The sequence below is a fragment of the Streptomyces sp. NPDC050508 genome (assembly GCF_040655155.1).
Lineage (GTDB): Bacteria > Actinomycetota > Actinomycetes > Streptomycetales > Streptomycetaceae > Streptomyces.
This window is the reverse complement of the sequence record NZ_JBFAJJ010000004.1, coordinates 439,957-466,360: the sequence shown is the minus strand read 5'-3', so window position 1 is coordinate 466,360 and position 26,404 is coordinate 439,957. Positions and strand designations below refer to the sequence as shown.

The following is a 26,404-nucleotide window of genomic DNA, read 5'->3' as shown; positions in this document are numbered from 1 at the left end:
GGGGAGTTTCCGTAGCCATTGCCGTCACATCTCCCGTTCTACACTGCCGACCCAATACACACTATTTCGGACACGCCGCCCAGTCGTCCGCACAGATACCCGCAGAAGGCTGTCGCGCATTATCGCCCCACTTGCCGCTATTCGGCACCGGTACAGCTTACGTTGTACAACGCAGCGAGCTTCCTCGGGGTGTCCTGCACATCACAACAACACACCGATTGGCGTCAAGATTCCTTCGGCGGCGCCGAGTTGACGTTTCCTTTGCAGACGCAGGGCCCCGCCGGAACAGTTCCGGCGGGGCCCTGGGAAGCGTTCTGGGCTTTTGCGCCCCTGTGCGAGTGGACTACTTGCCCGTGAACTTCTCGTACTCCTTGAGTACTTCTTCGGTCGGGCCGTCCATCCGCAGTTCGCCGCGTTCCAGCCACAGCACCCGGTCGCAGGTGTCGCGGATCGACTTGTTGTTGTGACTGACCAGAAACACCGTGCCCGCGGACTTGCGCAGCTCCCGGATGCGCTCCTCCGAGCGGACCTGGAACTTGCGGTCGCCGGTGGCCAGCGCCTCGTCGATCATCAGGACGTCGTGGTCCTTGGCGGCGGCGATGGAGAAGCGCAGGCGGGCCGCCATTCCGGAGGAGTAGGTGCGCATCGGGAGGGTGATGAAGTCGCCCTTCTCGTTGATACCGGAGAAGTCGACGATGTCCTGGTAGCGCTCCCTGACCTGCTCGCGGGTCATGCCCATGGCGAGCCCGCCCAGGATGACGTTCCGCTCGCCGGTGAGGTCGTTCATCAGGGCCGCGTTCACGCCGAGCAGCGAGGGCTGGCCGTTGGTGTAGACACGGCCCTTCTCCGCGGGGAGCAGGCCGGCGATGGCGCGCAGCAGGGTCGACTTGCCGGAGCCGTTCGAGCCGATCAGGCCGACGGCCTCGCCGCGGTAGGCGACGAAGGAGACGCCCTTGACGGCGTGCACCTTGCGCACACCGCGCTCCTCGCCGCGCTTGACTATGCGGCTGAGGGCGGAAGTGGCGCTGCCCTTGCCGGTCTTGGCGCCGTGGACGCGGTAGACGATGTGCAGCTCGTCCGCGATGACGGTGGGGATCAGGTCCGCAGGGGTCTGCTGAAGGGTCTGCTCAAGATTCTGCTCAGCCACGGCCGTACCGCTCCTCCGCCTTCCAGAAGTACACGAAACCTCCGACGAACAGGACCACGGCCCAGAAGGAGGCGATGGCCCAGACGTGCGGGGGCAGGTTCGACGCGCCGTAGCCGTCGATGAGCGCGAAGCGCATCAGGTCCATGTAGATGGCTGCCGGGTTCACCTGGAGGAAGCGGACGAACAGCTCGGAGCGGCCCTCCATCATCTTGCTGATGGAGAACATGACGCCCGACGTGTACATCCAGGTGCGCAGGATGAACGGCATCAGCTGGGCGAGGTCCGGGGTCTTGGCGCCCATCCGCGCCACGATCAGCGCGAGCCCGGTGTTGAACAGGAACTGCAGCACCAGGACCGGGACGATCAGCAGCCAGGACAGGCTGGGGTAGCTGCCGAAGCCGACGACGATGATGAACAGCACGATCATCGAGAACAGCAGCTGCTGGAGCTGCTGGAGCGCGAAGGAGATCGGCAGCGAGGCGCGCGGGAAGTGCAGTGCGCGCACCAGGCCGAGGTTGCCGGAGATCGCGCGGACGCCCGCCATGATCGAGCTCTGCGTGAAGGTGAACACGAAGACGCCCGTGACCAGGAACGGGATGTACACGTCGCGGGACATGCCCCGGCTGGCCTTCAGGATGACGCCGAAGATGAAGAAGTACACGGCCGCGTTCAGCAGCGGCGTGGCCACCTGCCAGAGCTGGCCGAGCTTCGCCTGGCTGTACTGGGCCGTCAGCTTCGCCTGGGAGAAGGCGAGGATGAAGTGGCGGCGTCCCCAGAGCTGGCGGACGTACTCGGCGAGTCCGGGGCGGGCACCGCTCACGGTCAGCCCGTACTTGGCGGCGAGCTGTGCCGCCGTGAGGCCCTCGTCGGGCGACGGCCGCGGGCTCACCGCGACTCCGCCGTCATGCGTTGTCTCACTCAAGGGTGGATGCCTTCATCTTCGGATTCGTCTTACGACTGTCTTGTGTTCGTCTTACGGAATTGTGCTACAGGACGCGACACGTATCCGCCGACGGGCACATTCCCGGGGCGTCCGCGCGCCCGGCGCGCGGTCCGCACCTTCGAACTTGTCTGTCAGATCACGGGGGGACGGCCCAGGCGGGTCAGCCGCCACACCGTACGCCACTTCATGGGCCTGCGCGGTCCGCACGGAGTGGTCCAGCCCTCCTTGAACCCGCCGAACCAGGCATGCAGGGCCGGGCGCGAGGGGCGGCGCAGGAGGGTGAGCAGCAGCCATACCCCGAGGTAGACGGGGACGAGGGGCGCGGGGAGGTTGCGGCGGGCCAGCCAGACCCGGTTGCGGGCGACCATGCGGTGGTAGACCGCGTGCCGTGAGGGCGCGGTCGTCGGGTGGTACAGGACCATGTCGGACCGGTAGTCGATCATCCAGCCCGCGTCGAGGGCCCGCCACGCGAGGTCGGTCTCCTCGTGGGCGTAGAAGAACTCGTCCGGGAGTCCGCCGACCTCGGCGAAGACCTTCGTGCGGACGGCGTTGGCGCCGCCGAGGAAGGTGGTGACCCGGGAGGAGCGCATCGGGTCGGAGGCCCGCAGTCGCGGGACGTGGCGGCGCTGGGTGACCCCGGTCTCCGGGTCGGCGATGCGGAAGCTGATGATGCCGAGGCGGGGGTCGGCGGCGAAGGCCTGCCGGCACAGCTCGGCGGTGTCGTGCTGGGCGAGGAGCCCGTCGTCGTCGAGGAACATCACTATGTCGACATCGCGACCGCCCGGCCCGAAGCCCTCCAGGCCGACGTTGCGGCCACCGGGGATGCCGAGGTTCTCGGGCAGTTCTATGGTCCGGACGCCTTCGGGGACGTCCGGGACGGGCGAGCCGTTGCCGACGACGACCGCCTCGACCCGGTCGCCGTCCTGCTTGGCGACCGAGTCGAGCAACGCCCGTAGTTCGTCGGGGCGGTTGCCCATGGTGATGATCACCGCGCCGACCTTCATGCCGCTCACTTCAGCCTGCTCGACGCGAGGATCGACACGAGGTGCAGCAGGGTCTGCAGCAGCGCGATGCCGGCCAGTACGGCGACTCCGAGCCGCGAGTAGAACAGGTCGCCGCGCATCTGGTCCACGATCGCGAGGACCAGGATCAGCAGGGACGCCTCGATGCCGAGGATCAACCGGTGGAACTTGAAGGCGGCGGCGGCCCGGCGGGCCAGCGCCATCCCGGAGGACCGCATCTCGGCCGCCGACTCCTGGACCGGTGCCTTGCCGGTCTGGTGGCGGGCGACCCCCACCAGGTCGGTCTCGGCCTTGATCAGGATCGCGCCGAGCGCGGCCAGCGTGCCGAGGAAGGCCCACAGCCAGTCGATACGGCCGCTGCCCCACAGGTCGGCGGCGCGCAGCCCGAAGCCGACGAGCACGGCCGCGTCGGTGAGGTAGGCGCCGACCCGGTCGAGGTAGACCCCGGCGAGGGAGTACTGCTTGCGCCAGCGGGCGATCTCGCCGTCGACGCAGTCCAGCAGCAGGTACATCTGGACGCACACCACGCCGAGGACCGCGCCCGTGATCCCCGGCACCAGCAGCGCCGGGGCGGCGAGCACGCCGAAGACGGTCATCAGGTACGTGAGCTGGTTGGGCGAGACCCTGGTGTTCACCAGGTAGCGGTCCACCCGCAGGGACACCTCACGCATGTAGAGGCGTCCCATCCAGTGCTCACCGCTGCGCCGGTCCTTCACCCCTGCGGGGTGGACGACGGGACGGAGTTCAGCTACCGATGGCCTTGACATAGTCGGCGTAGATGTCCTTGATCTGGTCGGTTTTCAGGTCGAGGTGTTCGAGGATCGTGTAGCGGCCGGGGCGGGTCTCCGGAGCGAACTCCACCGCGCGGACGAACTCGTCCACCGTGAAGCCGATCTCCTCGGGCAGCACCGGCAGTCCGTGCCGGCGCAACACCTCGGCCATGTACGCCGATTCCTCGTGGGCTCCGCGCAGGTACATCGCGAAGGCCGCGCCCAGTCCGCACTGCTCGCCGTGGGCGGCGGCGCGTTTGGGGAAGAGCAGGTCGAAGGCGTGGTTGATCTCGTGGCAGGCGCCGGAGGACGGGCGTGAGTCGCCCGACACCGACATGGCGATGCCGCTGAGGACGAGCGCCTCGGCGAGCACCTGGAGGAAGGCGTTGTCGCCGACCCCGCCCGGGTGCCGCAGTACGGCCTCGCCGGCCTGCCGGGCCATGGCCGCGGCGAGACCGTCGATCTTCTCGCCGGTGACGCGGTTGGCGAGTTCCCAGTCCGCGATCGCGGAGATGTTGGAGATCGCGTCCCCGATGCCCGCCCGCACGAAGCGAACCGGTGCCTCGCGGATGACGTCCAGGTCGATGACGACCGCGATCGGGTTCGGCACGCCGTAGGAGCCGCGGCCCGCGTCGTTGTCGAGGGTGGCGACCGGCGAGCACAGGCCGTCGTGCGCGAGGTTCGTCGGTACGGCGACCAGGGGCAGGCCGATGCGTGCCGCGGCGAACTTGGCGCAGTCGATGATCTTGCCGCCGCCGAGGCCGACGACCGCGTCGTAGTGACCGGCCTTCATCTCGCCGGCCAGTTCGATCGCGTCGTCGAGGGTGCCGCCGCCGACCTCGTACCAGGTGGCGCCGGGCAGGCTGGGTTCGAGGCGGGCGCGCAGCCGGGCGCCGGAGCCCCCGCTGACCGCGACCGCGAGCCGGCCGGAGTGCGAGATGCGCTGGTCGGCGAGGACGCAGGCCAGGTCGTCGAGGGCACCCGGGCGGATGTCGACGACGACGGGCGAGGGGATCAGCCGGGTCAGTACAGGCACGCGATCTCCCGCCCCTTGGCCAGATCGTCGTGGTTGTCGATCTCGACCCACTTGACGTCGCCGATCGGGGCCACGTCGATCCGGAAGCCGCGGTTCACGAGCTCCTGGTAGCCGTGCTCGTAGAACTGCTGCGGGTCGGTCTCCCACACGGTCTTGAGTGCGTCGGCCAGCTCGGACATGGCGTCGCCCTCGATGAGGGTGACGCCGATGTACTCACCGGTGGCCTCGGCGGGATCCATCAGCTTGGTGATCTTCGTCATGCCCTTGGCGGGGTCGACGACGACCTTCATCTCCTCGTCCGCAAGGGACTTGACGGTGTCCAGCGCGAGGATGATCCGCTTGCCGTCGCCGCGGGCGGCGAGCAGCGTGTGCTCGACGGAGACCGGGTGGACGGTGTCGCCGTTGGCGAGGATCACGCCGTCCTTGAGGGCGTCACGTCCGCACCACAGGGAGTAGGCGTTGTTCCACTCCTCGGCCTTGTCGTTGTCGATGAGGGTCAGCTTGAGGCCGTACTTCTGCTCAAGGGCCGCCTTGCGCTCGTACACGGCTTCCTTGCGGTAGCCGACGATGATCGCGACCTCGGTCAGACCGATCTCGGCGAAGTTGCCGAGCGTCAGGTCCAGGACCGTCGGTTCGCCCTCTATGCCCGCGGGCCCCACCGGCACCAGAGCCTTGGGAAGGCTGTCGGTGTAGGGGCGCAGACGCCGTCCGGCGCCGGCCGCCAGCACGAGGCCGATCATGCGGGTTCTCCTTCATCGTGTACGGCGGGCGCCCCTGCGGACACCCAGAAGCGGATGCTCTCGACGAGCACCAGCAGGGCCACGGCCACGGCGAGGACCGTGAGCGCGACCGTGAACTGCGACGCGGTGAGCGCGGCGGCGAGAACGGTGACGAGCAGCGTCCGTCCTTCGTGCCCCCCGGTGGCGCGCACCAGCCAGGCCGGGGGCGCCCCGGCATTGCCGCGGATGCGGTACACCGTGTCGTAGTGATGGTAGGCGACGGCGGCCACCAGGCCGAAAGCCGCAGGAAGCGCTCCGTTCACCTCCGCTTTGGCCGCGAGGATCAGGACCGTGCAGTATTCGGCCGCCCGGAAGAGCGGGGGGACCAGCCAGTCGAGGGAGCCCTTGAGGGGGCGGGACAAGGCCTGGCCGGCGGTGATCGCGTAGACGAAGGCGCCCGCCACGGGGGCCCAGGTGACGCCGGAGAAGAGGGACACGGCGAGGACAGCCGTACCAGCGAGCGCGATCAGGAGCGGTGCGCCGAGGCGGGCGGGGTTCACCCGGGCCACGAACGAGGCGATCGGCCCGCTGTCCGCGAGGTCCGCCAGTGCCCGCGCCGCGCGGTCCGTCCGGGTCGCCTTGCGGGTCAGCGAGCGCAGCACCCGGCCCGCCGTCGTGTACGTCGCCGCGAAGGCGCAGCCGACGAGGAGGACGTAGAAGGTGATCCGGGGTGTGGTCACTGCCGTGAGGACGGCGATCATCGCCCATCGTTCGCCGATGGGCAGGACTATCATCCGGCGCACCCAGACCGTCCAGCCGACGCTGTCGAGCTTGTCGGAGAGGGCGGCGGTGGGGCTGGTGTTGGCGGTGGCGTCGTGGTTGGCCTCGTTGAAGGAGAAGTCCACGACGTGCCGGCAGGTCTGCAGGATCATCGCGCCGAGCGCGAGCGCCCATACGTCGTCGCCGCCGCGGGCCGCCCCCAGCGCGAGGCCGGCGTAGTAGGCGTACTCCTTGGCGCGGTCGAAGGTGGCGTCGAGCCAGGCGCCGAGCGTGGAGTACTGGAGGGCGTAGCGGGCGATCTGTCCGTCGACGCAGTCGAGGACGAAGGAGAAGAGGAGCAGCACCCCGGCCGCGACGAATCCGACGCGGGTGCCGGTGGCCGCGCAGCCCGCCGCGATGATCGCGGTGAGCAGCGAGGCGGTGGTGACCTGGTTCGGGGTGAGGCCGCGGCGGGCGCACCAGCGCGCGATGTAGCGGGAGTACGGGCTGATGAAGTGGGTGGTGAAGAAGCCGTCGCGGGACTTCACGGCCGACTTCAGGCGTACGGCCTCGTCGTCGACGGCGGCGACGGCCTGCCGTGCCTCGCTGCCGGCCTGCGCGTCGGCGGGGACCGTGGCGACGAGGCTGCCCAGCTCGGGGCGGTACACGTCGCAGCCGTCGGCGTCGAGCGCGGTGACGATGCGGTCGGCGAGGTTGTCGAGGAGCGTCGTGCCGGTGCTCGCCGAGTTCTCGCGGGCGACCGCGCGGGTCAGCGCCTGGCGGCCTGCGGGCTGGGCGGTCACGGCGCCCGGTACCGCGGCGAGCGGGAAGCGGGGGTCGGTGAGGCCGAGGCGCAGCGCGTGCAGGTGGCCCACGAAGCGGGCGTCCACGACGGCGACGCGTCGGTCGCCGGGGACCGCCGCCAGGAGCGTTTCCGCCTCGGTGGTGTCAGCGGCGATCCGGACGTCGAAGCCGAGCGAGCGCAGATCGTTCTCGATCGACGATCCGGGGACCGGCTGACCGGTGAGGATGGCGGTCGACAACCGAACTCACTCCCTGGGTGCCGACGCTCGGGCGCCGGTCATGTGCATGGTGGTGGCGCCCAACGGGTGGCACCCGGGCGGCATGTCGGCAGAGGCTATCGGATGCTCTCAAGCCCGTGTTCACCGGCCGTTCATGGCCTGATCAACACGGTCTGACAGCGCCTCCGCCGAGATCATCATCAGGGATTCGGGGCCCGGCCGACAAACCGCACCCGCCAGACCGGGCATCGCGGGACATTGCGGAGGCCCTCTCCGGATCGGCATAGGGTGAATGCCCATGACATGGCTGATCACCGGCGGAGCCGGATACATCGGGGCCCATGTGGCACGGGCGATGGCGGACGCCGGGGAGCGCGTCGTCGCCCTCGACGATCTCTCGGCGGGGAATCCCGCACGCCTTCCGGCGGACGTCGCGCTCGTCCACGGCTCCTCGCTGGACGGCGGCCTGCTGAAGCGGGTGTTCGCCGAGCACGAGGTGACGGGGGTCGTCCATCTCGCGGCGCGCAAGCAGGTCGCCGAGTCCGTGGCACAGCCGACGCGCTACTACCGGGAGAACGTGGGCGGCCTCGCGACCCTCCTGGACGCGGTGGCCGGCGCGGGCATCAAGCGGTTCGTGTTCTCGTCCTCGGCGGCGGTCTACGGCGACCCGGGCGTGGACCTGATCACGGAGGACACCCCGTGCGCGCCGGTGAACCCGTACGGCGAGACCAAGCTCACCGGCGAGTGGCTGGTCCGGGCGGCGGGCGCGGCGCACGGCATCAAGACGGTGTGCCTGCGCTACTTCAACGTGGCGGGCGCGGCGGCGCCGGAACTGGCCGACACCGGAGTCTTCAACATCGTCCCGATGGTCTTCGACCGGCTCACCCGCGACGGGGCCCCGCGGATCTTCGGCGACGACTATCCGACGCCCGACGGCACCTGCATCCGCGACTACATCCATGTCGCCGACCTCGCCGAGGCGCATCTGGCGGCGGCCCGGCGGCTGGCCGACGGGAACGCGAGGGGCGACCTGACCGTGAACATCGGCCGCGGGGAAGGGGTTTCGGTCCGTGAGCTGGTCACGGTGATCGGTGAGGTCACCGGGGACCGGCGGCCGGCCGTCGTCGAGGGGCGGCGTCCCGGGGACGCGCCGCGGGCCGTCGCCTCCGCCGAGCGGGCCGCCGTAGAACTCGGGTGGACGGCTCGGCGTGGGGTGCGGGAGATGGTCGAGTCGGCGTGGCGCGGGTGGCAGTTGCACCACGGGCACTGATCCCGGCACCCTCCTGAATCGTCGTTCGTTTGCGCAGGTCAGGGCATATGACAACGGTGTTCAGTGCCGCGTTGCCCGATACCCCCCACCCGTAGTTCACTGGGGTCTCCGGCAGCGATCAGGAGGGCGGCTTTCCATGGGGGCAGGGCACGACCACGGGCACTCGCACGGCGCTCCTGTCACCGGTACGGCGGCGGCCGCGTACCGGGGCAGGCTGCGGGTCGCGCTGGGGATCACGCTCACCGTGATGGTGGTCGAGGTCGTCGGCGGGCTGCTCGCGGACTCCCTCGCGCTCATCGCGGACGCGGCCCACATGGCGACGGACGCGCTGGGCCTCGGCATGGCGCTGCTCGCGATCCACTTCGCGAACCGCCCGGCAACCGGCAACCGCACCTTCGGTTACGCCCGCGCGGAGATCCTCGCCGCGCTCGCCAACTGTCTGCTGCTGCTCGGCGTCGGCGGATACGTCCTGTACGAGGCGGTCCAGCGGTTCGTCACGCCCGCCGACACCGAGGGCGGGCTGACCGTCGTGTTCGGTCTGATCGGCCTGGTCGCGAACATGATCTCCCTCACGCTGCTGGTGCGCGGCCAGAAGGAGAGCCTGAACGTGCGCGGCGCGTTCCTGGAGGTCGCCGCCGACGCGCTGGGCTCCCTCGCGGTGATCATCTCCGCCGTGGTGATCCTGACGACGGGCCGGCAGGCCGCCGACCCGATCGCCTCGCTCGCCATCGGCCTGATGATCGTCCCGCGCACCCTGAAGCTGCTGCGCGAGACCCTCGACGTCCTGCTGGAGTCGGCCCCCAAGGATGTCGACATGCAGGATGTCCGCGCCCACATCCTGGCCCTGGACGGGGTCGAGGACGTCCACGATCTGCACGCGTGGACGATCACCTCGGGCATGCCGGTACTCTCCGCACACGTCGTCGTCCGCTCGGACGTGCTGAACGCCATCGGCAACGAGAAGATCCTCCACGAACTCCAGGGCTGCCTCGGCGACCACTTCGACGTGGAGCACTGCACCTTCCAGCTGGAGCCCGGCGGGCATGCGGAGCACGAGGCGAAGCTGTGCCACTGACGTTCGCACGAGATTCCCGTACGGCTTCATGAGGTTCCCGTACGGCTTCCGCACTGACGGAAATCGACAGAAATCGATCGACTTCGACGGAACGCAGCCGTCCGGCGCGCACCCGCGTCCTCACTGCCACAGCCCCACCCCCCGGACGGTTCCACCGTCGCCGCGCCGGGCACGATGAACTGCCGGGAGTGCCGGATCCGTACGGCAGACTTGGCTCGTAGACCGAAGTGAAGGATGGGTATGCCGATCACACCTGCCACCGCGACGCACAACTCGTCGAACGGCAACGCTGAAGCGATCTTGCTCGAACTGGTCGACGAGAACGGCGTGACGATCGGCACCGCGGAGAAGCTCGCCGCCCATCAGCCGCCGGGGCGGCTGCACCGCGCCTTCTCCGTCTTCCTCTTCGACGAGCAGGGCCGGCTGCTGCTCCAGCAGCGGGCGCTCGGCAAGTACCACTCCCCCGGCGTGTGGTCCAACACCTGCTGCGGCCACCCCTACCCGGGCGAGGCGCCCTTCGCGGCGGCGGCCCGACGGACGTACGAGGAGCTGGGGGTGTCCCCGTCGCTGCTCGCCGAGGCGGGCACGGTCCGCTACAACCACCCGGACCCGGACTCGGGCCTGGTGGAGCAGGAGTACAACCACCTCTTCGTCGGCATGGTGCAGTCGCCGCTGCGGCCGGACCCGGAGGAGGTGGGTACGACCGCTTTCGTGACCCCCGCCGAGCTGGCGGAGCGGCACGCGAAGGACACCTTCTCGTCCTGGTTCATGACGGTCCTGGACGCGGCCCGTCCGGCGGTCAGGGAGCTGACGGGCCCGTCCGCGGGCTGGTGACCTCCTCGGCTACGTCACCTGCGCGGGTTTGAGCGGCAGGGCGGCCCAGATCACCTTGCCGCCGCTCGCCGTGTGCTCGACGTCGCAGACGCCGCCCGCCTCCCGGGTCACCTCGCGTACCAGGAGCAGTCCCCGACCGCCGGTCTCGTCGTGGTCGGCCACCAGGGCGGTCGGGCGGTAGGGGTGGTTGTCCTCGACGGACACCCGCACCCACTCGGCTCCGACGGCGATCTCCACGGCGAGGGTCGGCGACAGCAGCACCGCGTGCCGGACCACGTTGGTGACCAGCTCGGAGACGATCAGCAACAGCCCCTGCAGCAGGTCGTCCGAGAGGGGCACGCCCTGCCGGAAGAGCAGGTCCCGTACGGCGTGTCGCGCCTGCGGGACGGAGGCGTCGACGGCGGAGGCGGTGAACCGCCAGACTCCTTCGTACGGCAGCGGGTCCGGCGGGGCGGGGGCGGGGACGGGATCCGGGGGATCGTCTCTGCCGCCTTCTGGGCGTGGGGCTGACCCTCGCCCGTGGTTCTCCATCGTCCGGTCGCCACCCTTGCGCTCGATTGTCACCACACGACGAGTGTTGGCACCGACCCGCGCCACCCCGGACGCCTGAACAGAAGTCAGCAGGTATCGGGCGTCTTCCGACCACTTCCGCACGATATGGTCGTCTGTCGGACCGCTCGTGTTCCGATCGTGCCGACTTCGCGAACTCTTCCGGTTGTACGTAGCATCCGGCGCATGGAGCCCCACCTGCTGCACGACGTCACCGACTCGGTCGCTACCGTCGTCGTCCACCACCCCGGCAAGCGCAACGCGATGACCGCCGAGATGTGGCGTTCGCTGCCGCCGCTGCTCGACGCGCTGGCCGCCGATCCGGCCGTACGGGCGCTCGTGCTGACCGGTGAGGGCGGGACGTTCTGCGCCGGGGCCGACATCTCGACGCTGCGGGAGTCGGCGAGTGAGGCGCAGGGGCTGTCGGTGCTCGCGGAGGAGGCTCTCGCGGCGTTCCCGAAGCCGACGTTGGCTGCGATCCGGGGGCATTGCGTGGGCGGCGGTGCGCAGTTGGCGGCGGCCTGTGATCTGCGGTTCGCCGAGGAGGGCGCGCTGTTCGGGGTGACTCCGGCGAAGCTCGGGATCGTGTATCCGGCGTCCGCCACCCGGCGGTTGGTGTCGCTGGTGGGTCCGGGGGCCGCCAAGTACCTGCTGTTCTCGGGCGAGTTGATCGACGCGGAGCGGGCGCTGCGCACCGGGTTCGTCGACGAGCTGCTGCCCGAGGGCGAACTCGTCAAGCGGGTCACGGAGTTCACCCGGGTGCTGGTGTCCCGCTCGCAGTTGACGCAGGCCGCGGCGAAGGAGTTCGCCGACGGGCGTACGGACAGGGACGGTTACTGGGCGGAGCAGGTGCGCGGCAGCGGCGACACCGCGGAGGGCGTCGCCGCGTTCCTGGAGCGCCGCGCGCCGCGCTTCACCTGGACTGCATCAGGGAGTGCGTCAGAAACTACGTCAGGATGAAGCGGCTGCTCGCGCGGAACCTCTCGACGAGGTGCGCGGGCGCCTTCTGCGGGGACCCCGCGTCGTAGGGCGGCTGCGGGTCGTACTCGGTCAACAGGTGTATGACCTGGGCGTGTTCGTCGCCCGCGATCCGGCCGAGCAGGGTGAGGCCCATGTCGATGCCGGAGGAGACATCGGCCGCGGTGGAGACGGGCCCGTCACGGACGTAGATCGGGTCGGGGTCGACCGTCACGGTGGGGTGGTCGCGGGCGAGTTTGGCGCAGTACGCCCAGCAGGTGGTGGCCCGGCGACAGTCCAGGAGGCCCGCCTCGGCGAGCAGGATCGCCCCGGTGCACACGGAGACCAGCCGCTCGGCGCGCGGCCCGTACGCGCGCAGCCAGTCGGTCACGCGCGGGTCCGGGGCGCGGGTCCCCGGGCCGCCGTCCAGGGAGGCCGTACGGATGCGACAGGTCCCCGGGGCCGGTGACGTCGAGGCTCTGGACGTCGTCGAACAGGACCACCAGCACGGTTCGCGTGCCGTCGATTCTTCGCGTTCCTCGTGACGGCCGCAATGACGGGCACCCCACCTTTCCTGCCATCCCGTGCCCACCCCTGGAGACCGTACCGACCAGTCGGTAACGTGGTCGTCATGACTACTGCCGCCGTCGATCCCCGTGCCGGGCGCCGCTGCCACAACGCGCTCAACTCCCTGCACGCCACGCTCTACTTCTCGCCCGACCTGGGGCGGGAACTGTCGGCTCTCGGAGTCAGGGACTCCAAGGCCGTCAACTTCGCCGTACGCGCGGCGGCGATGGGACCGGTCGGTCCTGGCACGGTGACGGCGACCTTCTACAACTACAAGTACGAACTCGTGGCCCGACATGTACCCGCCGTGTGGGAGACCGTCTCCCCGGAGCAGGTCCTGCACGCACGCGCGCGTGCCGTCGACGCCACCCTGCGCCGCCTGCTGGGCGACGACGTGGTGGCGTCGGAGGAGATGGCCGAGGCGGCACGGCTGGCCCTGCGGGCCGCCGAGGCGTGCACACGCTCCGCCCGGCCCCTGTATGCCGCCTACGCCGATCTGCCGGTCCCCGATGAGCCGCATCTGGCGTACTTCCACGCGGCCACGCTGCTGCGCGAGCACCGCGGCGACGGTCATCTGGCCGTCCTGATGTCCGCCGAACTCGACGGTCTGGAGGCCGTGGTCACCCACACCGCGACCGGCAAGGGCATGACCCCGAAGTGGGTGTTCGGCACGCGCGGATGGAACCAGGAGGAGTGGGACGCCGCATCGGGACGACTCCGGGAGCGCGGGCTGCTCGACGGGGACGGCGAGTTGACGGAGGCGGGCATCGCGCTGCGCGCCGGGATCGAGGCGGAGACCGACCGGCTGGACCGGGCGCCGTACCAGCACCTGGGGGCCGAAGGCGTCGTACGACTGACCGAATTGGCGACCGGCTTCGCGCGGCGCGCACTCGCCGCCGGGGCGTTTCCGCGGGATCTGGTCGGCAAGGCCTAGGGATCGGACCCGCAGGACAGCGCCCTGATCCCCGACTGTCGGTGTCACCTGCCACAATTGCCGCGCAACCTCAGTGGAGAAGGCGGTACGGGCGTGACGACACCCCTCGTAGGGTCCATCGAAGGCAGGATCGCCGAGGAGCTCGGCGTACGGGAGCGGCAGGTGAAGGCTGCCGTCGAGCTGCTCGACGGCGGTTCGACGGTGCCCTTCATCGCCCGCTACCGCAAGGAAGCGACCGAGATGCTCGACGATGCGCAGCTGCGCACGCTTGAGGAACGGTTGCGTTATCTGCGGGAGCTGGAGGAGCGGCGGACCGCGATCCTCGAATCGGTGCGTGAGCAGGGCAAGCTCACCGAGGAGTTGGAGGCGCAGATCCGGGCCGCCGAGACCAAGGCGCGCCTTGAGGACATCTACCTGCCCTTCAAGCCCAAGCGGCGGACGAAGGCCCAGATCGCGCGTGAGGCCGGCCTGGAGCCGCTCGCGGAGGGGCTGTTGGGCGACCCGTCCGTGGAACCGCTGGCCGCGGCTGCCGCGTTCGTCGACGCCGACAAGGGTGTCGCCGATCCACAGGCCGCCCTGGACGGTGCCCGGGCGATCCTCACCGAGCGGTTCTCCGAGGACGCCGACCTGATCGGCGAGCTGCGTGAGCGGATGTGGGGGCGCGGGCGCCTCGCCGCGAAGGTGCGGGACGGCAAGGAGGAGGCGGGCGCCAAGTTCGCCGACTACTTCGACTTCTCTGAGCCGTTCACCGCGCTGCCCTCGCACCGCATCCTCGCGATGCTGCGCGGCGAGAAGGAGGACGTCCTCGATCTCGTCCTGGAGCCCGAGGAGGCCACCGAGGGGCCTTCTTCCTACGAGGGGATGGTCGCCCACCGCTTCCAGGTCCTCGACCGCGGCCGGCCCGGCGACAAGTGGCTTCAGGACACGGTCCGTTGGGCCTGGCGCACCCGCATTCTCGTGCACCTCGGCATCGACCTGCGGCTGCGGTTGCGCACGGCGGCCGAGGACGAGGCGGTCAACGTCTTCGCCTCGAACCTGCGTGACCTGCTGCTCGCCGCCCCGGCCGGCACGCGCGCGACGCTGGGCCTCGACCCCGGTTTCCGTACGGGGGTGAAGGTCGCCGTCGTCGACGCCACCGGCAAGGTCGTGGCCACGGACGTGATCTACCCGCACGTCCCGGCCAACAAGTGGGACGACGCCCTCGCCAAGCTGGCCCGCCTCTCCGCCCAGCACTCGGTCGAGCTGGTCGCGATCGGCAACGGCACGGCGTCCCGCGAGACCGACAAGCTCGCCGGTGAACTCATCACCAAGCACCCGGAGTTGAACCTCACCAAGGTGATGGTGTCCGAGGCCGGCGCGTCCGTGTACTCGGCGTCCGCGTTCGCCTCGGCGGAACTGCCCGACATGGACGTGTCGTTGCGCGGAGCCGTCTCCATCGCGCGCCGACTCCAGGACCCTCTTGCGGAGTTGGTGAAGATCGACCCCAAGTCGATCGGTGTCGGCCAGTACCAGCACGACCTGTCCGAGGTGAAGCTGTCGCGTTCGCTGGACGCGGTGGTCGAGGACTGTGTGAACGGCGTCGGTGTCGACGTCAACACGGCCTCCGCGCCGCTGCTTTCACGCGTCTCCGGCATCACCTCCGGCCTCGCCGAGAACATCGTGTCGCACCGTGACGCCAACGGCCCGTTCAAGTCGCGCACCCAGCTGAAGAACGTCGCTCGGCTCGGCCCGAAGGCGTACGAGCAGTGTGCGGGCTTCCTCCGCATCCGGGGTGGCGACGACCCGCTCGACTCGTCCAGCGTGCACCCCGAGGCGTACCCGGTGGTGCGGCGGATGGTGAAGACGGCGGGCAGCGAGGTGGCCTCGCTGATCGGCAACACGTCGGTGCTGCGCTCGCTGAAGCCGACCGAGTTCGTGGACGAGACGTTCGGTCTGCCGACGGTGACCGACATCCTGAAGGAGCTGGAGAAGCCGGGGCGCGACCCGCGGCCCGCGTTCAAGACGGCCACCTTCAAGGACGGCGTCGAGAAGATCTCCGACCTGGCGCCCGGGATGGTCCTGGAGGGTGTCGTCACGAACGTCGCCGCGTTCGGGGCGTTCATCGACGTCGGTGTCCACCAGGACGGTCTTGCGCATGTCTCCGCGCTGTCGAAGACGTTCGTCAAGGATCCGCGGGACGTGGTGAAGCCGGGTGACATCGTCAAGGTGAAGGTCCTCGACGTCGACATCCCGCGCAAGCGGATCTCGCTGACGCTGCGGCTGGACGACGAGGCGGCGGCCTCCGGCGGGGAGCGGGGACAGCAGGGTGGGGGTGCCCAGCGCGGGCAGCGGAGCGGAGGGCGTCCTCCTCAGCAGCGCCAGCAGCAGCGGCAGGGCGGCCAGGGTGGTGGGTCGCGGCAGGCGGCTCCGCCGCCGGGTAACAGTGCGATGGCTGATGCTCTGCGGAAGGCGGGATTGTTGGACCCGGGGAGGAAGGGCAAGCGCTGACGGCTTCGCCGGTCAGGTGGTGGGGAGCTGCGGGCCGGTGGGGGCTGGTCGCGCCCACGCGGCGGAGCCGCATATCGACTCAGCCCCGCGCCCCTGGGGTATGAACGCTGAGCAGCGAAAATGGGTGGACGTCGATCATCTCGCCGACAGACTGGGGGCATGATCTCACCGGACTTCAAAGCCGACCTGCGCGTCTTTCTGCAGGACTCCCGTGACGCACTGTTGTGGAAGCTCGAAGGGCTGTCGGAGTACGACATCCGGCGGCCGATGACGCCGACCGGTACCAATCTGCTGGGGCTGGTCAAGCATCTGGCCGGGGCCGAGGCGTTCTACTTCGGGACGGTGTTCGGGCGGCCGGTCGACGCGCCGGAGTTGTGGATCGCGGGGGACGCCGAGCCGAACGCGGATCTGTGGGCGACGCCGGGCGAGACGCGTGAGCAGATCGTCGGGGACTACCGGCGGGTGTGCGCGCACTCGGACGCGACGATCGAGGCGCTGCCGCTGGACACGGTCGGCCGGATTCCCGGTGAGCGGGGCAACGACATCACCCTGCACCGCACGCTCGTCCACATGATCTACGAAACATCCCGGCACGTCGGCCACGCCGATGTCGTACGAGAACTCGTCGACGGGTCGGTGGGACAGCGGGCCGGGGGCGACAACATGGCCCCCGGCGACGCGAGTTGGTGGGCGGAGCACCGGGACCGGGTGGAGCGGGCGGCGAAGGAAGCCGAGCGCGGTCTCTAGCGTTGCTCCGTCACCTTCCCGTCCGCCACCCCCAACCGCCGCGTCACCTGCACCGCGTCCAGCATCCGGCGGTCATGCGTGACCAACAACAGCGTGCCCTCGTAGGCATCGAGCGCCGACTCCAACTGCTCAATTGCCGGCAGGTCCAGGTGGTTCGTCGGCTCGTCCAGGACCAGGAGGTTCACCCCGCGGCCTTGGAGAAGGGCCAGCGCAGAACGGGTTCGCTCACCCGGGGACAGGGTCCCCGCCGGACGCATCACGTGGTGCGCCTTGAGCCCGAACTTGGCCAGCAGTGTGCGGACTTCGGCGGGCTCGGTGTCCGGTACCGCCGCGCAGAACGCGTCGAGCAGGGACTCCGTGCCGTGGAACAGCTGCCGGGCCTGGTCGACCTCGCCGACCAGGACACCCGAGCCGAGCGAAACCTGTCCCGCGTCCAATGGGATACGGCCGAGCAGCGCGCCCAGGAGGGTCGACTTGCCCGCGCCGTTCGCGCCGGTCACGGCGACCCGGTCCGCCCAGTCGATCTGCAGGGACACGGGGCCGAAGCTGAAGTCGCCCCGCCGTACCTCCGCGTCCCGCAGGGTCGCGACGACCGCGCCGGAGCGGGGCGCGGACGCGATCTCCATGCGCAGTTCCCACTCCTTGCGGGGCTCCTCGACGACATCGAGGCGTTCGATCATGCGCTGGGTCTGGCGGGCCTTCGCCGCCTGCTTCTCGCTGGCCTCGCTGCGGAACTTGCGGCCGATCTTGTCGTTGTCGTTGTTCGCCTTGCGGCGGGCGTTCTTGACGCCCTTGTCCATCCAGCCGCGCTGCATCTGCGCGCGGTCCTGGAGCGCGGAGCGCTTGTCGGCGTACTCCTCGAAGTCGTCGCGGGCGTGCCGGCGGGCCACGTCCCGTTCCTCCAGGTAGGCCTCGTAGCCGCCGCCGTAGAGGTTGATCTCCCCCTGGGCCAGGTCGAGTTCGAGGACCTTGGTGACCGTGCGGGTGAGGAACTCCCGGTCGTGCGACACGACGACCGTGCCGGCGCGCAGGCCGGAGACGAAGCGTTCGAGGCGCTCCAGGCCGTCGAGGTCCAGGTCGTTGGTGGGCTCGTCGAGCAGGAAGACGTCGTAGCGGGAGAGCAGCAGCGAAGCCAGGCCCGCTCTCGCCGCCTGGCCGCCGGACAGGGACGTCATCGGCTGGTCGAGGTCGATCGCCAGGCCGAGGGTGTCGGCGATCTCCTCGGCTCGCTCGTCGAGGTCGGCGCCGCCGAGGTCGAGCCAGCGTTCCAGGCTCGTCGAGTAGGCGTCGTCGGCGCCGGGAGCGCCGTCCACCAGTGCCTGGGTGGCCTCGTCCATCGTGCGTTGCGCCTCGGCGACTCCCGTGCGGCGCGCCAGGAACTCGCGCACGCTCTCGCCCGGGCGCCGCTCCGGCTCCTGCGGGAGGTGTCCTACGGTCGCGGCCGGCGGGGAGAGACGCAGCTCGCCCTCCTCGGGGGCCAGCAGCCCGGCGAGCATCCGGAGCAGGGTGGACTTGCCCGCGCCGTTGGCACCGACAAGACCGATCACATCGCCGGGGGCGACGACGAGGTCGAGCCCGGTGAAGAGGGCGCGGTCGCCGTGTCCGGCGGCGAGATTCTTGGCGACGAGAGTGGCAGTCATCAGACCGCCGATCCTAATCGGTCCCCTTCCCCGCCCGCGCCGCGGTATTCAGCGCGCCATCGCCTCCACCAGCACGCTCCCCGTGGTGCGGGCCACGACGAAGGACTCGCCCTTCACCGCCTTCGCGTCCAGGGCGATGCGGTGGCGGCCGGGTTCCAGGACGCCGTCGAAGACCTCCTGGGTGTGGCTGCGGTAGAGGCGGTCGAGACGGTACGCCGTCACGCGCACCCGGCACGGGGAGGTGACCTCGATGCCCGCCTCGCCGTCGGCGGCGACCAGGCGGGTCAGGCGGTGCTGCTCGGCGGGGCGGCGGTCCAGGGCGTGCTCGATCTGGGCGACGAGGAGCGGGACGATGGGGGCGAGGCCGTCGACGTGGGCCACCTCCACCCCGGCGCGGTCGAAGGCGGCCCGTACAGCGGCACGCTCCTCCTGGGTGACGGCCCGGCCGAAGGCCACGGCGCCGTAGCCGCGCAGTTCGTCGGCGGGGACGTGGGTAGCGTCGCCGGTGATGTCGGCGCCGATGCCGATGGCGCGGAGGGCTGCGGCGAGCTTGGCCAGGACGGCGACGCGGGCGCCGATCAGCAGGACGCGGCGTTTGGCGGCCGGGGTCTCGGCGCTGTCGATGAGGGAGTCGAGTGCCGCGCGGTACTCGGCTCCGGCGAAGCGGAAGGGCCCAATGCCGTGGTAGCCGTTGCGCTCCAGGTCGGCGTGCCCGTCGGTCTGCCAGGCGAAGTCCCGCCAGATGTAGTCGGTGCCGTCCCGCTGGATGACTGCGGTGACGGCGCCGCAGGCCAGGTCCGCGCACTCGGGGCAGCCGTAGATGATGTGGCGTCCGCCCTCCAGCGGTGCGTCCGCCTCCAGGAGGAGGCTGCGGACCTGTGCGGTGAAGATCGCGGGTGGGACGTCGGAGGCGAGTGGGGAGACGGCGTCGAGGTCGGTGAGCTGGAACAGCAGCGGACGTCCGTCGACGATGAAGTCGACGAAGTCGCGGTGCACCTGGTAGCCACCGTCCGCCAGGACTTCACCGGCACGCATCGCCGGTGCCAGGCCGAAGGTCGCGTATTCGGCAGACATGGTGTGAGTATCCCCAGAGCGATGGACATATGAGCACTGCATGACATATTCCGCTAACGTCCCGGCATGGAGAGCAACGGGCGTGGCGAAGTGATCGTGGTCGGCGGGGGCATCATCGGGTTGACGACGGCCGTCGTGCTGGCCGAGCGCGGCGCCCGTGTCCGGGTGTGGACGCGGGAGCCCGTCGAGCTGACGACCTCGGCGGTTGCGGGCGGGCTGTGGTGGCCGTACCGAATAGAGCCGGAGGCGCTCGTCGGCGAGTGGGCGCTCCAATCGCTCGTCGTGTACGAGGAGTTGGCGGCGTGGCCCGAGGAGACGGGCGTACGCATGGTCGAGGGTGTACAGGGTGAGACGCGGCTGGACGAGCTGGGGCCGTGGGCGGCCCGGGTGCCGGGGCTGCGGGCGGCGCGGGCCGAGGAGTACGCGGGCGGCGGGCTGTGGGCGCGGTTGCCGCTGATCGACATGTCGACCCATCTGCCGTGGCTGCGGGAGCGGTTCCTGAAAGCGGGCGGGACGGTTGAGGAGCGGTCGGTGACGGATCTCTGGGAGGTTCCGGCGGCCGTCGTGGTCAACTGCACGGGGCTGGACTCCCTGGACCTGGTGCCGGATCCCCTGATGCGGCCCGTGCGCGGTCAGCTGGTCATCGTGGAGAACCCGGGGATCACGACATGGCTGACGTCGGTCAACCACGCGGCGGACACGTCCACGTACTTCCTCCCGCAGCCGGGTGGGCTGATCCTCGGCGGTACGGCCGAGGAGGACGCCTGGTCGATGACACCCGACCCCGCGACCGCCGAGGCGATCATCGCCCGGTGCGCGGCGATCCGGCCGGAGATCGCCGGGGCGCGGGTGCTGGAGCACCGGGTGGGGTTGCGGCCGACGCGGCCCTCGGTGCGCCTGGAGCGTGAAGTACGGCGCGACGGGCGGGTGTTGGTGCACAACTACGGTCACGGTGGCGCGGGGATAACGGCGGCGTGGGGGTGCGCGCGGGAGGCGGCGGCGCTGGCGGGGGTGGCCTGACCGATCGCCGGCGCAAGCTCCGGCCGAGTCCTGTACGAGATGTCGGCGATCGGCGTGCTCGGGGTGGGGCGGCGGAGCGCACTCGCGCCGCCGCCCCACCCGGAGCCGGTGATCAGTTGCCGGGGACCCGCTGCGCGGTGCGCGGTGCGCGTACGCCGTCGAGGGTCTCGGCCGTGGGTGTCGTGGACCTGCTGCCCGCCGTGGCCTTCGCGAACGCCGACGCACCGCCGACGAGCGGGAGTTGGGCCGAGGTGCGGGACAGGTTCAGGCTGAGGGTCGGGGTCGTGGACGGCGGGTCGATGAGGTCCTTGTCCGTGCCCGCGACGATCAGGGCGAGGCGGTGGCCCGCCGGGACGACATGGTCGGTCGCGGCCAGGTCGAGGGTGATGGTGTACGCCTTGCCCGGGGTGAGCGGTACGCCCTTGAGGTCGGAGGCGTAGTTGCCGAGGTCGGCCCAGCCGCGGCTGAAGACGGTGTAGTCGACTGCCGTCGTCTTGGCCTGAGTTGCCAGGAAGCAGGCGCTGTCGCCCGCCGTGCTGTCGCCCCAGCAGGTGCGGTTGGTGAGCGTGGTGATGCCTTCGGCCGAGTCGGCGTAGTCACGGATGGTGTCGGGGCCCAAGTCCACCAGGACGGCGGAGAGATGGGCCGTGGACGTGGTGGGCGTCGCGGTGATCGTCACCTTCGAGGAACCCGACAGCCGCAGGTCTTTGGTGAGGGGCCCGGTGACGAAACCGGCCTTGTCCGCAGTCGACTTGTCGATCGCGGCTGCCCAGTCCGTCTCGCTCTCCTGCGGGTTGTCCGTGAACGTCTCGGTGCCCGCGCCCGTGCCGAGGCCGAGGGTGCCGACGCCCGCCTGTGTGCCCTGCGCCGGGTGGAGGGTGGTGGTCGCGGTGCCGCTCGGCGGCCAGGTCGCCGACGTCACCCACTGGTCCGGGTGGCGCTCGACGTCGGCCATCGGCTGCCGGTCGATTCCGTTGTCGTAGCCGAGGAGTTCGTGGTCGAACCAGCGGTGCAGGGTGTCGACCCAGGCGCCGCGCCGGTAGTCGAAGGGGTCGACGTGGCCGGTCTGGGAGAGCCAGATCTTGCGGTCGACGCCGTTCTTGGCGAGGGCGTCCCACCACTGGCCGAAGTTCTTGGTGCGGACGTTGAGGTCCTGCATGCCGTGCACGAGGAACACACTGGCCCTGACCTTGCTCGCGTCCTTCACGTAGTCGCGTTCGGTCCAGAACGGCGTCCAGTCGCCGGTGCGCGGAGCCCCGTCGACGATCCTCTGCTGGACGGCGGCGCACTTGGCCTGCGCGTCGGCGCTCTCGACCACGTTGGACAGCCAGTCGGGGCCGGAGTCGTAGAGCGGGGCGCCCTTGGCGAAGTAGTAGTCGTACCAGGAGGAGATGGCGCTGATCGGGACGATCGTCTTCAGGCCCTTCACGCCGGTGGCGGCGACGCCGTTGGCGATGGTGCCGTCCCAGCTCTTGCCGATCATTCCGGTCTTGCCGTTGGTCCAACTCGCTTGCGAGGAGACGTTTCCGGTGCGGGTGGTGTACGCCTTCGCGCGTCCGTTCAGCCAGTCGACGACGGCCTTCGCGGACTGGATGTCGGAGCGACCGCCGACGTCGACGCAGCCGTCGGAGCGGTTGGTGCCGGCGAGGTCGACGCCGACGAAGGCGTAGCCGCGGGGCACGAAGTAGTTGTCGTAGAACAGCGGCATCTGGACAACGTTGCCGCTCGCGTCGTACGTCTTCAGCTGGCTCTCGTTGCCGCGTCCGCAGCAGGAGTAGTAGGGGCTGGCGTCCATGATGACGGGTACTTTTCGGCCCTGTCGGGCGGGTTCGCTCGGCCGGACGATGTCGACGGCCACCCGGTCCGCCTTCCCGTCTCCGTCGCCGTCGAGTCCGGTGTCCACCCAGACGGCCTCGCGGATGGCGTTCGCGTAGGAGTAGACGGGTTGGCTTTCCTGCGGGGCGCTCTGGGCCACTGCCGGGGTGAGGAAGGTGGCCAGGAGGGCGGCAATGGCCGCCGTCGCGAGCGATCTCCAGATCGTGAAGCGCGTGCGTTTCGGCATGCGCGGACGGTACATCGGTCAACTCCCGTGCAGGAAGGGGCACTCGGCGGCTCGTGACGGCCGAATGGCGATCGTGTGACAGGAGGTGCCGTGGACAGGCGTGGGAACACAGGGGGTGAATAGGCTCCGTACAGACTTCGTGGACCCCCACGGCTCCCCGGCTTCTCGTGGAGCCCTACGACTTGGAGTTCTCGTGCACCGCAGACTCATCGCGCCGGGCGCACTCGCGGCAGCCTCCGTCCTGCTGGCGATCCCGGCATCGGCGGCAAGCTACTCCCCCGGCGCTCCGGGCATCGGAGACCCCTATTACCCGTTCTACGGCAACGGCGGATACGACGTCTCGCACTACGACCTCAGGCTTCAATACCAGCCCGCGACGGACGAGTTGGCGGGCACAGCGACGATCCTCGCGAAGACCACGCAGGATCTGTCCCGCTTCAACCTCGACTTTCTGCTGGACGTGAGCGAGATCCGGGTCAACGGCGCCGCGGCGACGTTCGCGACCTCCGGCCAGCACGAGCTGGAGATCACCCCGAAGACTCTGCTGCCGAAGGGCACGCCGATCACGGTCGTGGTCCGCTACAGCGGGGTGCCGTCCACGAAGAGCGCGTACGGCTTCAACACCTGGCACCGCACCCCGGACGGCGCGGTCGCGGCGGACGAGCCCGAGTCCGCGTGGTGGTGGTTCCCGAGCAACGACCACCCGAGCGACAAGGCGACCTACGACGTGTCGGTGGCGGTGCCCAACGGCACCCAGGCCATCTCCAACGGCACGCTCCAGTCGACGAGTTCGCAGCTCGGCTGGACCCGCTACAACTGGCGCCAGAACAAGCCGCAGGCCACCTATCTGGCCACGCTCGCGCTCGGCAAGTTCGACATCACGACCAGCACCTCGGAGGGTGGCGTCCCTGTCATCAACGCGTACAGCAAGGATCTCGGCGACAACGACGGCTCCGCGCGGGCGAGCGTCGAACGCACCGGGGAGATCGTCGACTGGCTGAGCGGCTACTTCGGGCCGTATCCCTTCAGCAGCGCCGGCGGGTACGTGCCCAACACGACCACCGGGTATGCGCTGGAGACCCAGACTCGCGTCTACTACAGCCAGAAGCAGTTCGCGAACGGCGCCAACACCTCTGTCGTCGTACATGAGTTGGCGCACCAGTGGTACGGCGACGACGTGTCGCTGAAGGGCTGGAAGGACATCTGGATCAACGAGGGCTTCGCGCGGTACGCGCAGTGGCTGTGGTCCGAGCACGAGGGCGAGGGCACGACACAGCAACTCGCCGACTACGTCTACGCCTCGCACCCGGCGGACGACGCGTTCTGGACGATCGCGCCGGGTGACCCCGGTCCGGAGAACCAGTTCGAGCTTCCGGTCTACGACCGGGGCGCGTTGGCCATCCAGGCGTTGCGGAACGAGATCGGTGACGATGCGTTCTTCGCCGTTCTGAAGGGGTGGCCGAAGGAGCACGCGTACGGCAACGCGTCTGTCGCGGACTTCCGGGCTTACGCCGAGCAGGTGTCGGGGAAGTCGCTTTCCGCGCTCTTCGACACGTGGCTGTTCCAGCCCACGAAGCCGGCGGCTCCGGCGGCGCGGAGCGCGTCGATCGCGAGGGCCGGTGCGGGTGTGGCTCCGGTGCAGCCGAAGTCTTGGAAGAAGATCGCGGCTACGAACGACGTGCACTGAGCGTCTGCCGGGTTCGGTGGTGTGGGGGCTGCGGGTCCGTGGTGGCTGGTCGCGCAGTTCCCCGCGCCCCTAAAGGGGCGCTCTCCCGGCCGCGTGGGCGTGGCGGCTCATGAACCTCCCTCTCAGTCTCCGTGGTCGTACACCGTCACCGCGATCCCCCGCCGCACCAGCCGCTCGGTGATGAGCGGTTCGACCCGTGACCACTTGCCGCCCGCGAGGCCGCACCCTATGCGGGGCAGGTGGACGGAGGCGTCGAGTTCGGCGGCCCTGTCGGCCAGGTGCGACAGGGCCGTGTCGATCGCCTCGTAGCGCACGGGGACGCCCTTGCTGCCCGTGCGTATCCCGCGCTGGCCGATCATGTTGGCGACCCACACGCACGAAGCCCTTCCCCAGCCCCCGATGTCGTTGCAGACATGCGCGATCACCTTGACGCCCTTGACCGACGGAACGGTCGCGTCACCCCGGACATAGTTGATCCCCGACATGGCATCCACCGTAGGCGGCACCACTGACAACGGCCTTCCGGTGGTTTCACAGTGTTGGTGAGACAGCGATACTGCTGCACATGACGACCGACACCGGGGAGCCGACGCTCACGATCGACGAACTCGCGGCGCGGGCCGGTACCACGGTCCGCACAGTCCGGTTCTACGGCACCAAGGGGCTGCTTCCGCCGCCGGTGATCGGAGCGCGGCGGGTCGGGCACTACGGGCAGGAACACCTGTCCCGGCTCGCGCTGATCGAGGAGTTGCAGCACCAGGGCATGACGCTGGCCGCGATCGAGCGCTATCTGGAGCAGTTGCCGCCTGACCTCAGCGCGCACGACCTCGCGATCCACCGTGCGGTGGTGGCGTCGTGGGCGCCGGACGGCACGGAGACCCTGGACCGGCGGGAATTGGACCGGCGGGCGGGCCGGGCGCTGAGCGAGGAGGACGTGGAGCGGCTCGTCGCGATGAACGTGGTCGGGCTCGACGGTGCCTCGTACCGTGTCGACTCCGGTCTGCTGCGGCTCGGCGTGCGACTGCTCGACGTACCGGTGTCGCAGGAGGCGATCCTCGCGTCGCGGAACGTACTGATCGAGCACTCCCGTGCGGCGGCCCACGAGTTGTCGCAGGTGTTCCGCGGGGAGGTCTCCCAACGTGCGGCCCAGGACGTGAAGTCGCTGTCCGCGCACATGCAACCCCTCGTGGTGCAGGCCCTCCTGACGGCCTTTCAGCGGTCGCTGCGCGAGGAACTCCGCGAGTGGCTCAAGGAGCCGGAGGAGTCGGAGGAGTTGCGGGAGTCAGAGGAAGGCTGAGCCGCCCGACACGTTCAGCGTCTGCCCGGTCAGGAATCCGCTGCCCTCGTCGACCACGTACAGCAGGGTCGAGACGAGGTCGCACGGCCGCTGTGTCCTTGGCACCACCTGCTGGTCCCGTACGTGCTCGAAGCCGCCGTCCGCGCCGACCGTCCGCTCGGCCGTCGCGGTGCGCACCATGCTGGGCGCGATCGCGTTGACGGTGATGTCGTACGGTCCGAGCGCCGCGGCGAGTGACCTGGTGAAGCCGATGAGGCCCATCTTCGAGGCGACGTACGGCACCATCGTGGGCGGTGCGGTGAGGACGGCCGCCGAGACGATGTTGACGATACGGCCCCGGCCGGCGGCCTTCAGATACGGCAGGGCGGCGCGGGTCAGCAGGAACGGCGCCTCCAGGTTGACGCGCATGACCCGGCGCCACTCCTCGGGTGTGATCTCCTCGAAGGGGCGTGCCGGGTAGACGCCGGCGTTGTTGACCAGGACGTGCAGGGTGCCGAACCGGTCGATGACGTGTTCCAACGCCCCCTGGATCTGGTCCTCGTCGGTGACGTCGCCGATCAACTCCACGTAGTCCAGGACCTTTTCGGCGGTCTCCGGCTGCGGGACGAGGTCGAGTCCGGCGACCCGGTAGCCGCGCCCGGCGAGCGCGACGGCGAACTCCTGTCCGAGGCCCTGTGCCGCTCCGGTCACCAGGGCGGTACGCGTCTCCATGGGGCGAGTGTGACGACCCGTCAGGCGTCCGGCAAGAGCACATTCCACTCGCTGAAACGCCTCGGTTGCCGCTCA

23 protein-coding genes and 1 pseudogene are annotated in these 26,404 nt (G+C 69.9%); 10 read left to right on the top strand and 14 right to left on the bottom strand.

Going from position 1 to position 26,404, the window contains the following annotated elements:
* Positions 1 to 343 precede the first annotated feature (343 nt).
* The 7 genes from AB0I69_RS14480 to AB0I69_RS14450 all read right to left on the bottom strand — a co-directional run bounded on the left by AB0I69_RS14480 (position 344) and on the right by AB0I69_RS14450 (position 7,439).
* Positions 344 to 1,147: an ABC transporter ATP-binding protein gene (locus AB0I69_RS14480; RefSeq protein WP_363095946.1), complete on the bottom strand. Its 804-nt coding sequence runs from the start codon at positions 1,145 to 1,147 to the stop codon at positions 344 to 346.
* Complete coding sequence (locus tag AB0I69_RS14475) at positions 1,140 to 2,069, bottom strand: ABC transporter permease (RefSeq protein WP_363095945.1); 930 nt, start codon at positions 2,067 to 2,069, stop codon at positions 1,140 to 1,142. The genes AB0I69_RS14480 and AB0I69_RS14475 overlap by 8 nt, the downstream gene beginning before the upstream one ends.
* A 152-nt stretch (positions 2,070 to 2,221) precedes the next feature.
* Positions 2,222 to 3,094 carry a glycosyltransferase gene (locus AB0I69_RS14470; protein ID WP_363096146.1) on the bottom strand — a complete coding sequence of 291 codons (873 nt, stop codon included), beginning with the start codon at positions 3,092 to 3,094 and terminating at the stop codon, positions 2,222 to 2,224.
* A gap of 5 nt (positions 3,095 to 3,099) precedes the next feature.
* A complete protein-coding gene (locus tag AB0I69_RS14465) occupies positions 3,100 to 3,879 on the bottom strand; it encodes a CDP-alcohol phosphatidyltransferase family protein (RefSeq protein ID WP_317880951.1) in 780 nt (259 codons plus the stop codon).
* Positions 3,857 to 4,918 (bottom strand): iron-containing alcohol dehydrogenase family protein, encoded by a 1,062-nt coding sequence (locus AB0I69_RS14460; protein WP_363095944.1) that lies wholly within the window; start codon positions 4,916 to 4,918, stop codon positions 3,857 to 3,859. Before AB0I69_RS14460 ends, AB0I69_RS14465 begins: the two co-directional genes overlap by 23 nt.
* Positions 4,906 to 5,658 carry a phosphocholine cytidylyltransferase family protein gene (locus AB0I69_RS14455; protein ID WP_363095943.1) on the bottom strand — a complete coding sequence of 251 codons (753 nt, stop codon included), beginning with the start codon at positions 5,656 to 5,658 and terminating at the stop codon, positions 4,906 to 4,908. The genes AB0I69_RS14460 and AB0I69_RS14455 overlap by 13 nt, the downstream gene beginning before the upstream one ends.
* Positions 5,655 to 7,439, bottom strand: coding sequence for a DUF5941 domain-containing protein (locus tag AB0I69_RS14450; protein ID WP_363095942.1), 1,785 nt, complete (start codon positions 7,437 to 7,439; stop codon positions 5,655 to 5,657). Before AB0I69_RS14450 ends, AB0I69_RS14455 begins: the two co-directional genes overlap by 4 nt.
* A gap of 277 nt (positions 7,440 to 7,716) precedes the next feature.
* Here AB0I69_RS14450 and galE point away from each other — a divergent pair, with 277 nt between their 5' ends.
* From galE to idi, 3 genes are all read left to right on the top strand, one after another.
* Positions 7,717 to 8,688 carry a UDP-glucose 4-epimerase GalE gene (galE, locus tag AB0I69_RS14445; protein ID WP_363095941.1) on the top strand — a complete coding sequence of 324 codons (972 nt, stop codon included), beginning with the start codon at positions 7,717 to 7,719 and terminating at the stop codon, positions 8,686 to 8,688.
* A gap of 136 nt (positions 8,689 to 8,824) precedes the next feature.
* Positions 8,825 to 9,763: a cation diffusion facilitator family transporter gene (locus AB0I69_RS14440; protein WP_363095940.1), complete on the top strand. Its 939-nt coding sequence runs from the start codon at positions 8,825 to 8,827 to the stop codon at positions 9,761 to 9,763.
* A gap of 240 nt (positions 9,764 to 10,003) precedes the next feature.
* The gene (idi, locus tag AB0I69_RS14435; RefSeq protein WP_363095939.1) at positions 10,004 to 10,597 is read left to right on the top strand and encodes an isopentenyl-diphosphate Delta-isomerase; all 594 of its coding nucleotides are present in this window, start codon (positions 10,004 to 10,006) and stop codon (positions 10,595 to 10,597) included.
* 9 nt (positions 10,598 to 10,606) lie between these two features.
* Here idi and AB0I69_RS14430 read toward each other — a convergent pair whose 3' ends face one another.
* On the bottom strand, positions 10,607 to 11,128 hold the full coding sequence (locus tag AB0I69_RS14430; RefSeq protein ID WP_363096145.1) for an ATP-binding protein: 522 nt from the start codon (positions 11,126 to 11,128) through the stop codon (positions 10,607 to 10,609).
* Between the two features lie 204 nt (positions 11,129 to 11,332).
* Between AB0I69_RS14430 and AB0I69_RS14425 the strand changes: the two genes are divergently transcribed.
* Complete coding sequence (locus tag AB0I69_RS14425; protein WP_363095938.1) at positions 11,333 to 12,106, top strand: enoyl-CoA hydratase/isomerase family protein; 774 nt, start codon at positions 11,333 to 11,335, stop codon at positions 12,104 to 12,106.
* Between the two features lie 136 nt (positions 12,107 to 12,242).
* Here AB0I69_RS14425 and AB0I69_RS14420 read toward each other — a convergent pair.
* Positions 12,243 to 12,684: pseudogene (locus tag AB0I69_RS14420) on the bottom strand (DJ-1/PfpI family protein); the annotation flags it as partial.
* A gap of 50 nt (positions 12,685 to 12,734) precedes the next feature.
* On the opposite strand from AB0I69_RS14420, the gene AB0I69_RS14415 reads away from it, so the two are divergent.
* From AB0I69_RS14415 to AB0I69_RS14405, 3 genes are all read left to right on the top strand, one after another.
* Positions 12,735 to 13,604 (top strand): hypothetical protein, encoded by an 870-nt coding sequence (locus AB0I69_RS14415; protein ID WP_363095937.1) that lies wholly within the window; start codon positions 12,735 to 12,737, stop codon positions 13,602 to 13,604.
* Between the two features lie 93 nt (positions 13,605 to 13,697).
* Complete coding sequence (locus AB0I69_RS14410) at positions 13,698 to 16,091, top strand: Tex family protein (protein ID WP_363095936.1); 2,394 nt, start codon at positions 13,698 to 13,700, stop codon at positions 16,089 to 16,091.
* A 159-nt stretch (positions 16,092 to 16,250) separates the two neighbouring features.
* Positions 16,251 to 16,838 carry a DinB family protein gene (locus tag AB0I69_RS14405; protein ID WP_363095935.1) on the top strand — a complete coding sequence of 196 codons (588 nt, stop codon included), beginning with the start codon at positions 16,251 to 16,253 and terminating at the stop codon, positions 16,836 to 16,838.
* Here the strand turns inward: AB0I69_RS14405 and AB0I69_RS14400 are convergent.
* Positions 16,835 to 18,478 carry an ABC-F family ATP-binding cassette domain-containing protein gene (locus tag AB0I69_RS14400; RefSeq protein ID WP_363095934.1) on the bottom strand — a complete coding sequence of 548 codons (1,644 nt, stop codon included), beginning with the start codon at positions 18,476 to 18,478 and terminating at the stop codon, positions 16,835 to 16,837. The two genes, AB0I69_RS14405 and AB0I69_RS14400, sit on opposite strands and share 4 nt — an antisense overlap.
* A gap of 48 nt (positions 18,479 to 18,526) precedes the next feature.
* A complete protein-coding gene (locus AB0I69_RS14395; RefSeq protein ID WP_363095933.1) occupies positions 18,527 to 19,552 on the bottom strand; it encodes an oxidoreductase in 1,026 nt (341 codons plus the stop codon).
* A 66-nt stretch (positions 19,553 to 19,618) separates the two neighbouring features.
* Between AB0I69_RS14395 and AB0I69_RS14390 the strand changes: the two genes are divergently transcribed.
* On the top strand, positions 19,619 to 20,572 hold the full coding sequence (locus AB0I69_RS14390; RefSeq protein WP_363095932.1) for an FAD-dependent oxidoreductase: 954 nt from the start codon (positions 19,619 to 19,621) through the stop codon (positions 20,570 to 20,572).
* A gap of 112 nt (positions 20,573 to 20,684) precedes the next feature.
* On the opposite strand, the gene AB0I69_RS14385 is transcribed toward AB0I69_RS14390, so the two are convergent.
* Complete coding sequence (locus AB0I69_RS14385) at positions 20,685 to 22,634, bottom strand: Xaa-Pro dipeptidyl-peptidase (RefSeq protein WP_363095931.1); 1,950 nt, start codon at positions 22,632 to 22,634, stop codon at positions 20,685 to 20,687.
* A 193-nt stretch (positions 22,635 to 22,827) separates the two neighbouring features.
* Between AB0I69_RS14385 and AB0I69_RS14380 the strand changes: the two genes are divergently transcribed.
* On the top strand, positions 22,828 to 24,321 hold the full coding sequence (locus AB0I69_RS14380) for a M1 family metallopeptidase (protein ID WP_363095930.1): 1,494 nt from the start codon (positions 22,828 to 22,830) through the stop codon (positions 24,319 to 24,321).
* 122 nt (positions 24,322 to 24,443) lie between these two features.
* Here AB0I69_RS14380 and AB0I69_RS14375 read toward each other — a convergent pair whose 3' ends face one another.
* Complete coding sequence (locus AB0I69_RS14375) at positions 24,444 to 24,806, bottom strand: Appr-1-p processing protein (RefSeq protein WP_363095929.1); 363 nt, start codon at positions 24,804 to 24,806, stop codon at positions 24,444 to 24,446.
* Positions 24,807 to 24,886: 80 nt separating this feature from the next.
* Here AB0I69_RS14375 and AB0I69_RS14370 point away from each other — a divergent pair, with 80 nt between their 5' ends.
* Positions 24,887 to 25,618: a MerR family transcriptional regulator gene (locus AB0I69_RS14370; protein ID WP_363095928.1), complete on the top strand. Its 732-nt coding sequence runs from the start codon at positions 24,887 to 24,889 to the stop codon at positions 25,616 to 25,618.
* Here AB0I69_RS14370 and AB0I69_RS14365 read toward each other — a convergent pair.
* A complete protein-coding gene (locus AB0I69_RS14365) occupies positions 25,604 to 26,329 on the bottom strand; it encodes an SDR family oxidoreductase (protein ID WP_363095927.1) in 726 nt (241 codons plus the stop codon). The genes AB0I69_RS14370 and AB0I69_RS14365 overlap by 15 nt on opposite strands.
* Between the last annotated feature and the right edge of the window lie 75 nt (positions 26,330 to 26,404).